Origin of the sequence: Yokenella regensburgei, assembly GCF_003634235.1 — a bacterium.
Classification (GTDB): Bacteria; Pseudomonadota; Gammaproteobacteria; order Enterobacterales; family Enterobacteriaceae; genus Yokenella; species Yokenella regensburgei.
Genome location: NZ_RBIZ01000003.1, coordinates 1,051,780 through 1,065,364 on the forward strand (window position 1 = coordinate 1,051,780; position 13,585 = coordinate 1,065,364).

Sequence of the window (13,585 nt, forward strand, 5' to 3'; positions counted from 1 at the left end):
TCCGATCACCCGGAGCCTGTCTTTAATTATGCCACCTGCGGCTCTGACGCCCTGATGCAGTCGCGTCCGGAACGTTTTGCCCAGTACAGCGCCTTATCGGCCTGCGCGAACAGTTCAGCCAGCGCACACTGATAGCCGGAAGCAATGCCGATGCTGGCGGTGACCTGCAGCTGGCCGCCTTCAGGTAGATCGACGCGTAGTGCACGGATATCCCGTTGCAGGCGATGGGCATAGCGCAGCGCGTCCTGAGCGCCGCAGTTACGCAAGAAAATCGCAAACTCCTCGCCGCCAATGCGTGCAATCACATCTTCATGACGAACCGAACGGGTCAACGTCTGACTCAGCGATACCAGCACCCGATCGCCAACCGGATGTCCCCAGGTGTCGTTCACCTGCTTAAAATGATCGATATCGAGCACCAGCAGCCAGACAGGCCGGTTGGCACAGGCGCGCAGCAGCGCCGTGCGGGTAAAGGAATCGAAGGCGCGGCGGTTGAAGAGCCCGGTCAGCGAATCCTCCTCTGAGCGACGCTTAAATTTTTCGCTAAGCGACGTTTGCTTCGAGAGCTTATCACCCAGCGTACCGCTGTAAAACACCGCGAGAAACGTCAGAATGTACAGCGCCGACAGCATCCCCAGCACCATCAGAAGGTGCTGCAACGCCCGGGCTTCCATCTGCGCATAATGGGTTTTCAGGGCCTCCAGGTACACATCCAGCAGATGATTAAAGGAAGAGACGCTGGCGTGATACTGCCTGGCAAAGGTGCTGGCATCCAGGCTGTAAGGCTCGCCATTAATACTCTGCGTTTTGAGTTTCTGGATTAAGGCCGTACCTTCCTCGGCATATTTTTGCTCTGTCGATTTCAGCAGAGGCAAATACTCCGGTACCGACGCGATCTCCGGACCCTGGGTCTGCAGAAGCCACCACAGGGTATGGACGCGTTCGACGCCACGGCTTATCGATTCAATACCCTGCGCGTCGACAGGCTCGCGAGTATAGAGCGGAATAAGCAGGGCCGAACCGAGACGTCCACTGGCGTCGCGCAGTTCACCGAGCGCCTGAGCGCGCAGAATTTGTCCCAGCGCCGCGGGCTCCAGGCGAATGAACTGCGACGTTTTACGAAACAGGCCGGCATGAAAGCCGTCGGTAGCGGCAAGCATAGCGTTGATTGCGGCGCGGGCATCGGCTGGCGGCACGGTTTCACGGGTCAGAAAGGTATCCACTTGCCGACGGGCCGTGGTCAGCTGTTGTATCGTAGCGGCGAGCAACGTTGGGCTTAGCAGCTGTGCCGGAACCTCGGCCAGCGCGCTGTCCGTCATTCGACGGCTACGGCGCAGTGCCCGCCAGGCCTCGACCTTGTGCTCCGGGGCGCTAAAGATCATCTCGTTCGCCCAGGCGCGCTCGGCAGCCAGCGCATTCGACACATGCAGCGCCTTGTCGAAGGCGGAGAATTGCAGCATGTCGTTCTGCGCTCGCCGGTAAGCCTGGTATGAGTCAGAAACCAGCCACCAGGAGAGGATTGACGTCAGCACGATAATCGCCGCGGCAATGAGGCAGAGAATTTTTACCGTCCTCGACTGTAGGGTTCTCATCATGATGTGCTCTCCGTGGCGCCGAGCAGAAACTCGCCCTGTACCGGGTGCCAGTCGCTGAATGGGCGAGGGCGGCCATAGAGGAATCCCTGCGCCTGCTGACAACCCATCGACTGCAGCTTTTTGCCCATCTCTTCGGTTTCAATGCCTTCGGCGACCAGCGGTACTTTGAAACTGCGCGACAGGCCCAGCACCGAAGAGACCACCGCTTCACTTTTGCGGTCGTGCAGAATATCTTTCACAAACTCACGGTCAATTTTGAGGCAGTCGAACGGCAGGGTATGCAGCCATGACAGGCTGGAAAAGCCGGAACCAAAGTCGTCTATCGCCACGTAAATTCCCTGCTCGCGCAGATTTGCCAACAGGCGGGCCGCTTTGCCATCATCCTCCAGTAGCACGCTTTCGGTGAGCTCAAGGCAAAAATGGTGGTTATCAAGCTTAAAGCGGCGCAGCGTTGCCAGCAGGTGGCTTGAGAAATCTGGCTGCTTGAGCTGAATGGCCGAGACGTTGACGTGCAGGCGGAAATCCGCCGGCGCACCGCGGGCGATGAACGCCGCCAGCTCCTGGCAGGCTGTTTCAATGATCCAGCGCCCCATCGGGACGATCATGCCAGATTTCTCCGCGAGGGCGATGAATTTGCCCGGGGGCACATAGCCGATAGCCTCGTTTTCCCAGCGGATCAGGCATTCTCCTTCGTGGCAGTGAGAGCTGTCGTTCAGGGCGATAATCGGTTGCAGCACGAGGTGGTACTCTTCGTTCTGAATGGCATCGCGCATTTTTTCATGCAACGTATAGTTGGCCAGGGCTTCGTCACGCATTGGTTGCGAAAAGAGTTGCGCTACCGCATTTCCGTGGGAACGAGCGTTATGTAACGCAATGCCAGCATTCTGAACAATATCGCTGATAGTCGCGGGCGTAATATTTTCATGAACCAGGCCAGCATTGCCGCTGAATATATGCCCGTGCGTGCGGGGACATTCCCGATTACTGATATCGAGAAATAAAGATTCTATTTTTTTAAGCGTCAGTGCAATACAGGATATATCCTGCATTGCAGGTAATACGACCAGTAATTTATCCGTACGCTCGCGACAAATAAGCGTTCCTGGTGGTAGCAAAGCGCTGAGCGTCTGCGCGGCACTGCGCATTAACGCTCCAGCATATTCCCGCCCCAGAGTGTTGGTAATGGAGGCGTGATTGCTGATATGCACCAGCGCCAGCAGATTGCGATTTTCAAATAGCGCGTGCTTTTTGACTAACCCGGTATAAGTTGGCAGCCCGGTCTCGCTATCTTTATCCAGCCGGGGGCGGAAGAACTTAATCAGCAGGGTAGTTATCATTAGCCAGACCAGTAGCGCGATCGCACAGGCTCGCTCCAGCAGCAGCGGATTATAGAGAAATTGACAAAGACTATTCATAAGTAATATTAACTAGTCGGGTGCGGACAGGATTGTCCGGGTACCAAAAAGCAGGGCTTTTATTTACGGTAACAGGCATGCCAGGCGGGAAATGAACAAAAAGTGGCGTTGAATATTTAATATTAAATCATTAGTTCTGAATGGTTGATGAAATTTAATTTTAAATTAGCTATTGATTGAACCTGATCGTTAAGGGGGTATTCTGCCTCCCTCTATTTCTGGCGCGAATTCGGCGTCATCTGACCGTTGTTTTCATAATCGCTCCTGTAACTAGCTGAAAAAATTACGAGTTGTTTGTTGGCGTGATTCGTCATTCGCCACAATACTTGGTGGGCACGATTTTGAAAACTTATCGAGGCTTGCATGAAATTAAAAAAGATAGTCGGTTATCTGGCCCTGGCCGGTTTGTTAAGTAGCTCTACGTTTTCCGTTTTCGCGCAGGAAGCTGCGAAAGATGCCACCTCTGCCACCAAATCTGCTAACGACGCGCTATATAGCCAGCTGCCGTTTAGCGACAACACTGATTTCACCAATGCCCACAAAGGATTTATCGCGCCTCTTCCCACGGAGGTGATTAAAGGTGAGAAGGGAAATGTGGTCTGGGATCCGCAAAAATATGCGTTTATCAAAGAAGGTGATAAATCGCCGGACTCCGTTAACCCCAGCCTCTGGCGCCAGGCGCAGCTGATTAATATTAGCGGCCTGTTTGAAGTGACCGACGGCGTTTATCAGATCCGCAACCTTGACCTCTCTAACATGACCATCATCGAGGGTAAAGAGGGGATCACCGTGGTTGACCCGCTGGTTTCTGCTGAAACGGCAAAAGTGGGGATGGATCTCTATTACAAAAACCGGGGTAAGAAACCGGTGGTGGCGGTGATTTATACCCACAGCCACGTTGACCATTACGGCGGCGTGCGCGGCGTGGTTGACGAAGCCGACGTTAAATCTGGCAAAGTGAAAGTTTATGCGCCAGCCGGATTCATGGAAGAAGCGGTTTCAGAGAACATCATGGCCGGTAACGTCATGAGCCGCCGTGCCAGCTATATGTACGGCAACCTGCTGCAGCCGGACAATAAAGGTCAGGTTGGCGCCGGGCTCGGCACCACGACCTCTGCCGGTACGGTAACGCTGATTGCACCGACCAACTACATCACCAAAACCGGGCAGAAAGAGGTTATTGACGGCCTGACCTACGACTTCCTGATGGCACCGGGCTCTGAAGCACCGTCCGAAATGCTCTGGTACGTTGAAGAGAAGAAGATGATCGAAGCGGCAGAGGATGTGACCCACACTCTGCACAACACCTACTCGCTGCGTGGCGCGAAAATCCGCGATCCGCTGGCATGGTCGAAATATATCAACGCCGCCATCGAGCGCTGGGGTGACAAGGCCGAAATCATTATGGCCCAGCACCACTGGCCGACCTGGGGTAATGAGAACGTGGTCAAGCTGATGAAGAGCCAGCGTGACATGTACCGTTACATCAACGACCAGACGCTGCGCATGGCGAACATGGGTATGACGCGCGACGAAATTGCCGCTGACTTCAAGCTGCCTTCTGGCCTTGCTAATTCGTGGGCGAGCCGCGGTTATTACGGTTCAGTTAGCCACGATGTGAAGGCGACCTACGTGCTGTATCTTGGCTGGTTCGACGGCAACCCGGCGACCCTCGACGAGCTGCCGCCGGTCGATGCGGCGAAGAAGTACGTCGATTACATGGGCGGTGCCGACAACATCCTCAAAAAAGCGAAAGCGGATTTCGATCAGGGGAACTATCGCTGGGTTGCGCAGGTGGTCAGCAAAGTGGTGTTTGCGGATCCGGAAAACAAAGCGGCCCGCAATCTGGAAGCCGACGCGCTGGAACAGCTGGGTTATCAGGCAGAATCTGGCCCATGGCGTAACTTCTACCTGACCGGCGCGCAGGAGCTGCGTGACGGCGTGCAGAAGCTGCCAACGCCGAATACCGCAAGCCCGGATACGGTGCGTGCGATGTCACCTGAGATGTTCTTCGATTATCTCGGCGTGCATATTAACGGTGAGAAAGCGGCCGACGCCAAAGCGGTGTTTAACGTGGATCTCGGCAGCGACGGCGGGAAGTACAAGCTGGAGCTGGAAAACGGGGTGCTGAACCACACCGCCAACGCGCAGGCGAAAGACGCCGATGCCACTATCGTGCTGAATCGCGATACGCTGAACAAGATTATCCTCAAAGAGGTCACGCTGAAGCAGGCTGAAGAGAAAGGGGATGTGAAAGTCACCGGCGATGGTGCGACACTCAACGATATGCTGGGCTATATGGACAAGTTTGAATTCTGGTTCAACATTGTTACGCCATAACCCAATCACCGGTGCCTGTTCAGGCACCGGTTTTTTTATTAGATCTTGCAGGCGTCGCCGCAGTCGTCATCGGCAATGATGGCCTGCGCTTTTTTGTCGGCATCTTCCAGACGTTCTGCGTTGCGTTCTTCTGCTTCATCCAGCCCATCAAATACCAGTTTGTCGAGATCGATTTCCATTTTTCACCTGCTGTCTTTCGTTTATACGTCGTCTCAGTATAGGGCAAAGAGGCGCTGTGCAGACAGTGCGTTACGTGCGACTTACGTTCGGGTGAAAGAACGCCAGAGCTGGTCTATTCTGAATCAGAGCATTTTGCCCGACGAGACAATGATATGAGAGGGACGGTACTGGCGCTGTGTCTGCTTGCCTGGCAGGTGGAGGCGGCAGGACTTATCGATCCGCAGGACGGAATGCTCGATATGAGCACGTATCTGCGGGATAACCGTTATGGTTTTTTGCCCGTGCCGGTTGTGATAACGGAACCTGCGGTGGGCTACGGTGGCGGGTTGTTTGGTCTGTTTCTTCATGGCGAGGGCAAAGAGCAAGCCGGGCGCTTTATTCCGCCGGATATCAGCGTGTTGGGCGGCGGCGGTACGCAGAACGGTACCTGGTTCGTTGGCGGCGGACACCGGCACACGTGGCAGGACGATCATATTCGCTATCTGGTGGGAGCCGGTTACGCCAACGTCAATCTGGATATCTACTCCGGCGATCTCGCGGGCTTCGCGAATGATAAAGCGATTAATACCGAAACGCGCGGCTACGGGGGGATGCAAAAGCTGTTGTTTCGGGTAGCGGATTATCCGGTGTTTCTCGGCGCGTCGCAGTTCTGGGCGCGGATGGATATTTCGGCACAGGATAACCCGCTGCTCAATCGCCTCTGGCAGCAAACGCTGGGCGAAACCAGCACGACTTCGGCATTCGGTCTTAACGCCGAATATGACACCACGGATAACTATTTCTGGCCGCAGAAGGGGCTATCGCTCAACGCCGAGTACCAGTTTTACGGCCATGCGCTGGGCGGCGATTTTCGTTACAACCTGCTGACGCTCGAAGGAAAATATTTCCTGCCGCTCGCCGCCGACTGGACGTTGGCGCTGGCGGGGGAATATCAAAACTTGTCGAACCCGAGTGCGCATTTACCGCCGACGGCGCGTCCCTTTATCGATATGCGCGGTATTGCCAAATACCGCTATCAGGGGAATGCAGTGAGCACCGTGCAGGCCCAGCTTGCCTGGGAAGTTACTCCGCGCTGGGTGGTGCAGGGATTTGTCGGGGCGGGTAGCGCCGCCGACAGTACACAGGAGCTTTACAACAACACCCGATTAGCCTGGGGGAGCGGTTTTCGCTATCTGATAGCGCGCGAATATGGCTTACGAACGGGTATAGATGTCGCCTTCAGCGAACATACGCAGGCGGTCTATTTTAACGTGGGCTCCGGGCTGTAAGGGAGCGAGACAGAAGGGCAAAAAAATAATGAGATGGCATGCCACACTGGTACCGCTGCTGCTGGTTTCAACCGCGGCTTTTGCCGATGACAGCGATAGTACGTTTCCCATCTGGGGGGATGAAGCCCGGGCGCGCGGTTACACGCTCCCGCTGCCGTTCGGCGCCAACCTGAGTTATATGAATATCCGCCAGGATGTGAACGTCGACAGCATCAGTTTCTCTGGCCTGATGCTGGGAAGTCATCCTATTCCATCTTCCATGTTTATCATCGATGCCGGACATACGCGGGAATCGAGCAAAACGGAAAACCTGCGCCTCGACATGTGGGTTTTCCCGTTTCTTAACGTCTATGGTCTGGTGGGGCATACACGCGGTTCATCAATTTCTAACGTGTCGGTGAACAGCGATCCCAGCCAGTATAGCGGTCTGGATCGCCTCATCTCCGGCGCCGTGCACCAGCTCTATCAGAGCGGACAGCTGCAGGACATTGATTTTAAGCTCGATTTTAAAGGGGTGACCTGGGGTTCTGGTTTTACCCTCGCCGGGGGCTATCAGAACTGGTTTGCCCTGGTGGATACCAACTATACCCGTACCGATTTTGACATTCTCGATGGCAGTATCTCTGCGTTGACGGTGTCGCCGCGCGTGGGTTATCGCTTTGCGTTTGACGGGCCTGCCGGGCCTTCGCATCTTGGTATCTGGATAGGCAGTATGTATCAGGACGTGCAGCAGGAATTTAAAGGCAGCCTTTCCGATTTACAGATGCCCGCCGAGCTGCAGCCGCTTATCAACGCCGTGGATCAGAACGGTGATGGACGCTTTTCAGTTAAGCAGCATCTGACATCCCCGTGGAATATGCTGGTGGGAGCGCAGTACGAAATCACGCAGAACTTCAACGTGCTGACGGAAATAGGCTTCAAAGAGCGCAACAGCTTCTTTATTGCAGGTGAGTATCGCTTCTGATGAGAGCCTGGCATGGCGTGCTCGCCGTGGTTCTGGCCGGTACCGCGGTGCCGGTAAATGCGCTATTACCCGACAGAAAAACGATTGATGAACTGCTGGCCGGGCTGGGGGCGGATAATCAGTACGATCCGGCAAAAGGTATCGACTGGAGCGTACTGCCGGGGCCTTTTTATACGCCTGAACTGAAGGTCGGTCTGGGGATGGCGGTTGCGGGGCTCTATCGGGTTAATCCGCTGGATACCACCACGCAGAACTCCTCCATTTCGTTCTCCGGCTTTGTCAGTACCAGCGGGGCGCTGGGCCTCGGTTTCAAAAACTATACTTTTTTCACTGACGACAAATGGCGTCTGTTTGTTGAAGGTAACGTCAATAAGATCCCCACCGGTTTCTGGGGGATTGGCTATGATGCTGCGCAGGGCGATGAGCAAAAGTACACCAACAACTCGCTGCGGGTGCACCCGATGCTGCTGCGCGAGCTGGCGAATAACTGGTACGCCGGGGTGGGCTGGGATTTTTCCGCCATGAGCGCGAGCGTTGATGATCCTCATCCGGGGGATAACTTCTCACGCTATGGGGCACAAACCTCGCCGGTGGCATCCGGCATGGCCTTCAGCGCCAGCTATGATACACGTGACGTTGTCACTCGTCCGCAGCACGGGCAATACTTCAGCGCGAAATATACCTGGTTTGATCCGGCGCTGGGCTCAGACAGCCATTTCAGCGCAACCGAATTGCAATACAACTATTACCATCCCATGAGCGAAAGCGAGGTGCTGGCGTTCGATCTGTGGGGGCGTTTTACTGAGGGTGATGTGCCCTGGGACCGACTGTCTATGGCGGGAGACGATCAGCGCCTGCGCGGTTATTACCAGGGGCGCTATCGCGACAACGATGTGGTCAGTGGGCAGGTGGAGTACCGTAAAAAACTGAGCTGGCGCCACGGATATGTGCTGTGGCTGGGAGCGGGGGCGCTGGGTGATTCACCGGGGGATCTCAGCCATCATCCGCTTTTGCCTACGGTGGGCGCAGGATATCGTTTTGAGGTGAAGCCAGCGATGAATATTCGACTGGATCTTGGCATTGGTAAAGAGAGTGCGGGTTTTTATTTTCAGGTGGCGGAGGCGTTTTGAATGCGTAAAGGATGGCTGGTATGGCTGATGTTTTCTGCCGTGACCTGGGCTGATGACGGCGTGTTGCCGGTAGTGACGGCAAGTAAGGTGACGCCGGTGGTACAGCATGTTGCGCCGCCAGAATCACTGCGTCCTTGCTGTGCTTTCGGCTACGATCTGCAGGTGCGGGCGCTGGGCGTACCGGTTCCGGTGTATCAGATAGGCAACGTCCTGACGCTGGACACCCTCGGCCATCATCACTATCACGACAATGCGCTGGCGGCGGTGAAAAACCTGGTGGGTTTAAGCGATGAAGCCAACGGCATTCTTTATACCCATCGCGGCGGGTTTATTGATATTGCCCATGTGCGCGACACCGCCGATAACACGTTCTACCTGTTTTCACGAATCTATCCGCATCTGGGGCAGCGCTGGCGTTTGTTTTACAGCGAGGAATTGGGAGTCAGAAGGGTTCAGCTGTTTGCCTTCACCCCTCCGGCATCGCCGGTTGCGCGCTATACGCTGACCGCCTGGCTGGCGGGCCATCTGGCGTTTCAGCTGGCGCAGTGGCATGAAATTGCTCAGTGGTATGGTTTCCAGTCGGTACCGGGGTTTTCCGAGGAGATCTCTGCGTTCTCGCCGGAAGATCTCTACTCCAATCTGCTTGGCGCGAGGCTGGCGGTGGACGTCATTTTGCAGGGCAACGTCAGAACCGTTGCCGAATTTAATCAGGCTTTTGATGTGGCGCTGAAAGAGGTGCTGGTCCGGCTGGGCATTGTCACCCGCGCGGAGACGGAAAAAGAGTTTCGCGAAGTGGATGGCGACTGGTGGAATAGCAAACGGCGGGTGCCGGATAAATTTCTGGTACTGAAACGCAACTATAACCTGGCCGAGAACCGTGTACCGACGCCGGTACCGTTCGAGACCGCGCTGCCGTACCGGCTGACCTGGCCGTCGCAGGTGGAAGGGTACAACCTCACCGAGCTTGGTGAGCTGCAAATATTCCCCGGCCGCGAGATGCGCGCATTACCGGTTCCCAAAACTTACTACGCGCCGCCGCAGTTCCGCACGCTCGCCGAACGGGCACAGGAGGCGGATAGCACCCAGCTACAGCGGATGGAAAAATAAGGAGTCGTGATGATCACACTATGTAACGCATGCGGAACGTCCTATGACACCGCGAACGGGCGGGTGGAACACTGCAAAATCTGTGAGGATGAAAGGCAATACGTGCCGGTTAGCGGCCAGGCGTGGATAACCCCGGAGGCGCTTGCGGCTAACCATTCGAACATCTGGCGACAGCTTGAGCCACAGCTTCTCAGTATTCGAACGGAGCCGACGTTTGCTATCAATCAGCGCGCGATACTGCTGAGAACCCCCGAGGGCAATGTACTGTGGGACTGCGTCGCCAATCTTGACCCGGCAACCCGGACGCTGGTGGCGGCGCTTGGCGGCTTAAGCGCTATCGCCATTTCTCATCCGCACTATTACACCACCATGCAGGACTGGGCGAGTACCTTCAACGCTCCTGTGTATCTGCACGCCAACGACCGTGAATGGGTGATGCGCAGCAGCCCGGCTATTCGCTTCTGGGAAGGCGATTCACTGCAGATCCTGCCTGATGTTCGTCTGTTACGCCTGGGAGGACACTTCCCAGGAGGAACCGTGCTCCACTGGCGCGAAGGGAGTGGTGTTATTCTTGCGGGCGACATCGTGCAGGTGACGCCGGGGGCTGATGCGGTTTCGTTTATGTGGAGCTATCCGAATATGCTGCCGCTGGCGGCGAAAACCGTGGAAGGGGTGATCCAACGTTTGCAGGATGTGCCGTTTGGCCGGCTTTATGGCGCTTTTGCGTGGCAAAACATAACCGAGCGGGCGGACGAAATTGTCCAGCAATCAGGGAAGCGGTATATCGCGTGTCTGAGATAAAACCAGGGGATAAAAGGGCACCATATCACCGAAAGTGAAATGGTGCGTCCGAGTGGACTCGAACCACCGACCCCCACCATGTCAAGGTGGTGCTCTAACCAACTGAGCTACGGACGCAGAATGGTGCGTTTAATTGGACTCGAACCAACGACCCCCACCATGTCAAGGTGGTGCTCTAACCAACTGAGCTATAAACGCAATGGTGCGTTCAATTGGACTCGAACCAACGACCCCCACCATGTCAAGGTGGTGCTCTAACCAACTGAGCTATGAACGCACAACGGGGACGAATATTAGCGGCAGGGATGGGCGGTTGCAAGTAGAAAATGGCAGTTTTCTTTCCGTTATCACGCGATTGCAGAACAATTAGGCATAATCCCCCTATTACTATGATGCGAAAGAATATTTTTTGCGCACCATGCTTATCAGGCAATCAGAAATTTGCATTAACACAGCTTTTACATCAGCGTTAGGTGAGAATGATAAGCATATGTAATAATACCCCCGCGTGATAAAGCAACAAAAGCAATTAAGGAAGATGTTATGTGGTATTTACTTGCAGCCTCGCTCGCTGTTCTGGCCTTTAATCGGTCACTGGCATGGATCCTGTTGGCGATAACCGTCGTCCTGGGATTCAGTCAACAAACGCTTGGGGCACCTGCAATTTTGGTGATTGTGCTGATTGCCGCCTGTGGGCTGGTGATGAAGAAGGCAGGGGAAAAGTCAAAAGTCCTGAAATATGCCATTGAGGGACTTTGTGTCCTGATAGCCCTCGGGCTGATGCTGCATATGATCCCGGGTTTTCATAATCTGAAGGTCCTGGATGGCTTAATGGCGGGTCCGCAAAGCGCGCCATTCAATATGTATTACAACTTTGATAAGGCGCTGGTCCCGTTTGCGCTGGTAGCAGGAATGGGGAGCCTGTTTGTGGCGAATTCCTCAGGCAAACCGGGAAAGCTTGGCTGGGCGCTGCTGATACTCGCCGTACCGGCACTGCTGCTGGTGGCGGTTGCGCTGGGGGGCCTGAAAATTGAACCGCATCTGCCGAACTGGTTGCCGCAGTTTATTCTGGCGAACATTTTCTTTGTTTCCCTGGCGGAAGAGGCCCTGTTCCGCGGCTATCTGCAACAGCGACTCTCCCGGTTAATGCATCCGGTGCTGGCGCTGGTCATTACGGCCGCGCTGTTTGGCGCGATGCATATGGCAGGTGGCCTGTTGATGGTTATTTTTGCGGGACTCGCGGGGCTGATTTACGGCTTAGCGTGGATGTGGAGCGGGAAACTCTGGGTGGCTGTGCTGTTCCACTTCGGGCTTAACGTTATCCATCTGCTGTTCTTCACCTATCCGGTGTTTCGTCATACCGCTGGCGTGTAGTTAAAAAGGCAACCGCCCGAGGGCGGTTGCCTGGCGTTTAGCGCGCGGCGCGCTGCAAAATCACCACAGAAGGTTGACGCTGCAGGAAACGAATGCGCAGCGTCATCATTATCGCCGCTGACGTAAGGCCGAGAATGAATCCCCACCAGAAACCTGCTGGACCCATCCGCGGCACCACCAGATCGGTTAATCCCAGAATATAGCCACTTGGCAGCCCCAGCACCCAGTACGCGGTAAAAGTGATAAAGAAGATAGAGCGGGTATCTTTATAACCACGCAGAATGCCGCTGCCGATAACCTGAATGGAATCGGAAATCTGATACAGCGCGGCCAGCAGCATCAGCTGCGATGCGAGGATGATGACCTCCGGATTGTCGTTATACAGCAGCGCAATTTGCTCACGCATGGTGACGGTGAAAATAGCCGTCAGGGTTGCCATACAGACGCCAACTCCCAGACCCGTGCGGGCGGAGGTTTGCGCATCAAGCGTTGATCCTTGTCCCAGACGATAACCGACGCGGATCGTTACCGCCGCGGCGAGCGACATTGGCAGAACAAACATCAGCGAGCTAAAGTTGAGGGCTATCTGGTGTCCTGCCACGTCGATGATGCCAAGCGGGGAGACCAGCAGAGCAACAACCGCAAACAGCGTCACCTCAAAGAACAGCGCCAGCGCGATCGGCAGACCAAGCTGCACCAGACGTTTCATCACGGCGGTATCTGGTTTATGGAACCCGGCCTCATGACGAATATCGCGCATTGAACGCGCACGCTTAACAAAAGAGAGCATGCTAAAGAACATCACCCAGTATACGGAGGCGGTTGCAACACCGCAGCCAACGCCACCGAGTTCCGGCATACCGAAATGACCATAAATAAAGATGTAGTTCACTGGAATATTAACCAGCAGGCCAATAAAGCCCATTACCATGCCCGGTTTGGTTTTGGCCAGGCCTTCACACTGGTTACGACAGACCTGGAAGAATAAATATCCCGGCGCGCCCCACAGCAGAGCACGTAAATAACCGACGGCTTTATCCGCCAGCGCCGGGTCAATGTTGTGCATGGCACGAATAATATGACCGGCGTTCCAGAGAACCACCATGATAAGCACTGAGACAAAGCCCGCGAGCCAGAACCCCTGGCGCACCTGATGCGCAATACGGTCACGTCGGCCAGAGCCGTTCAGTTGCGCGACGACCGGGGTCAGCGCCAGCAGCAGGCCGTGACCAAAGAGGATAGCCGGCAACCAGATAGAGGTACCGATAGCGACGGCGGCCATGTCGGTAGCGCTGTAGCCACCGGCCATGACGGTATCAACAAACCCCATTGCGGTTTGGGCGACCTGCGCGAGGATCACCGGTATTGCCAGTGCTAGTAACTGACGCGCTTCGATAAAATACTTCTGCAC

11 protein-coding genes and 3 tRNA genes are annotated in these 13,585 nt (G+C 55.2%); 7 read left to right on the forward strand and 7 right to left on the reverse strand.

From position 1 onward, the window contains the following. Nucleotides 1-26 precede the first annotated feature (26 nt). Both C7387_RS05280 and C7387_RS05285 read right to left on the reverse strand, forming a co-directional pair. Nucleotides 27-1,595 carry a GGDEF domain-containing protein gene (locus C7387_RS05280; protein WP_120816231.1) on the reverse strand — a complete coding sequence of 523 codons (1,569 nt, stop codon included), beginning with the start codon at nucleotides 1,593-1,595 and terminating at the stop codon, nucleotides 27-29. After that, entirely contained in the window at nucleotides 1,592-3,010 is a 1,419-nt protein-coding gene (locus C7387_RS05285) for a putative bifunctional diguanylate cyclase/phosphodiesterase (protein ID WP_120816232.1), read from the reverse strand. Before C7387_RS05285 ends, C7387_RS05280 begins: the two co-directional genes overlap by 4 nt. A gap of 363 nt (nucleotides 3,011-3,373) precedes the next feature. On the opposite strand from C7387_RS05285, the gene C7387_RS05290 reads away from it, so the two are divergent. After that, nucleotides 3,374-5,350, forward strand: a complete 1,977-nt coding sequence (locus tag C7387_RS05290; protein ID WP_120816233.1) for an alkyl/aryl-sulfatase — start codon at nucleotides 3,374-3,376, stop codon at nucleotides 5,348-5,350. Nucleotides 5,351-5,388: 38 nt separating this feature from the next. On the opposite strand, the gene C7387_RS05295 is transcribed toward C7387_RS05290, so the two are convergent. Next, nucleotides 5,389-5,529, reverse strand: a complete 141-nt coding sequence (locus C7387_RS05295; RefSeq protein ID WP_006820141.1) for a hypothetical protein — start codon at nucleotides 5,527-5,529, stop codon at nucleotides 5,389-5,391. Between the two features lie 153 nt (nucleotides 5,530-5,682). On the opposite strand from C7387_RS05295, the gene C7387_RS05300 reads away from it, so the two are divergent. Genes C7387_RS05300 through C7387_RS05320 form a run of 5 tightly spaced genes read left to right on the forward strand, consistent with a single transcriptional unit; the run spans nucleotide 5,683 to nucleotide 10,800 of the window. After that, entirely contained in the window at nucleotides 5,683-6,798 is a 1,116-nt protein-coding gene (locus C7387_RS05300) for a BamA/TamA family outer membrane protein (RefSeq protein WP_120816234.1), read from the forward strand. A gap of 28 nt (nucleotides 6,799-6,826) precedes the next feature. Beyond that, nucleotides 6,827-7,762, forward strand: coding sequence for a porin family protein (locus C7387_RS05305; RefSeq protein ID WP_120816235.1), 936 nt, complete (start codon nucleotides 6,827-6,829; stop codon nucleotides 7,760-7,762). After that, nucleotides 7,762-8,892, forward strand: a complete 1,131-nt coding sequence (locus C7387_RS05310; RefSeq protein ID WP_120816236.1) for a BamA/TamA family outer membrane protein — start codon at nucleotides 7,762-7,764, stop codon at nucleotides 8,890-8,892. The genes C7387_RS05305 and C7387_RS05310 overlap by 1 nt, the downstream gene beginning before the upstream one ends. Then, nucleotides 8,893-9,999, forward strand: coding sequence for a DUF4056 domain-containing protein (locus C7387_RS05315; RefSeq protein ID WP_006820137.1), 1,107 nt, complete (start codon nucleotides 8,893-8,895; stop codon nucleotides 9,997-9,999). Between the two features lie 9 nt (nucleotides 10,000-10,008). After that, nucleotides 10,009-10,800, forward strand: a complete 792-nt coding sequence (locus C7387_RS05320; protein ID WP_120816237.1) for an MBL fold metallo-hydrolase — start codon at nucleotides 10,009-10,011, stop codon at nucleotides 10,798-10,800. 40 nt (nucleotides 10,801-10,840) lie between these two features. On the opposite strand, the gene C7387_RS05325 is transcribed toward C7387_RS05320, so the two are convergent. From C7387_RS05325 to C7387_RS05335, 3 genes are all read right to left on the reverse strand, one after another. After that, a tRNA-Val gene (locus tag C7387_RS05325) sits at nucleotides 10,841-10,917 on the reverse strand. Between the two features lie 4 nt (nucleotides 10,918-10,921). After that, nucleotides 10,922-10,998 (reverse strand) — tRNA-Val (locus C7387_RS05330). Nucleotides 10,999-11,000: 2 nt separating this feature from the next. Next, nucleotides 11,001-11,077 (reverse strand) — tRNA-Val (locus C7387_RS05335). A 266-nt stretch (nucleotides 11,078-11,343) separates the two neighbouring features. On the opposite strand from C7387_RS05335, the gene C7387_RS05340 reads away from it, so the two are divergent. Continuing rightward, nucleotides 11,344-12,174: a CPBP family intramembrane glutamic endopeptidase gene (locus C7387_RS05340; protein ID WP_120816238.1), complete on the forward strand. Its 831-nt coding sequence runs from the start codon at nucleotides 11,344-11,346 to the stop codon at nucleotides 12,172-12,174. A gap of 37 nt (nucleotides 12,175-12,211) precedes the next feature. On the opposite strand, the gene mdtK is transcribed toward C7387_RS05340, so the two are convergent. After that, complete coding sequence (gene mdtK, locus C7387_RS05345; RefSeq protein WP_038257377.1) at nucleotides 12,212-13,585, reverse strand: MdtK family multidrug efflux MATE transporter; 1,374 nt, start codon at nucleotides 13,583-13,585, stop codon at nucleotides 12,212-12,214.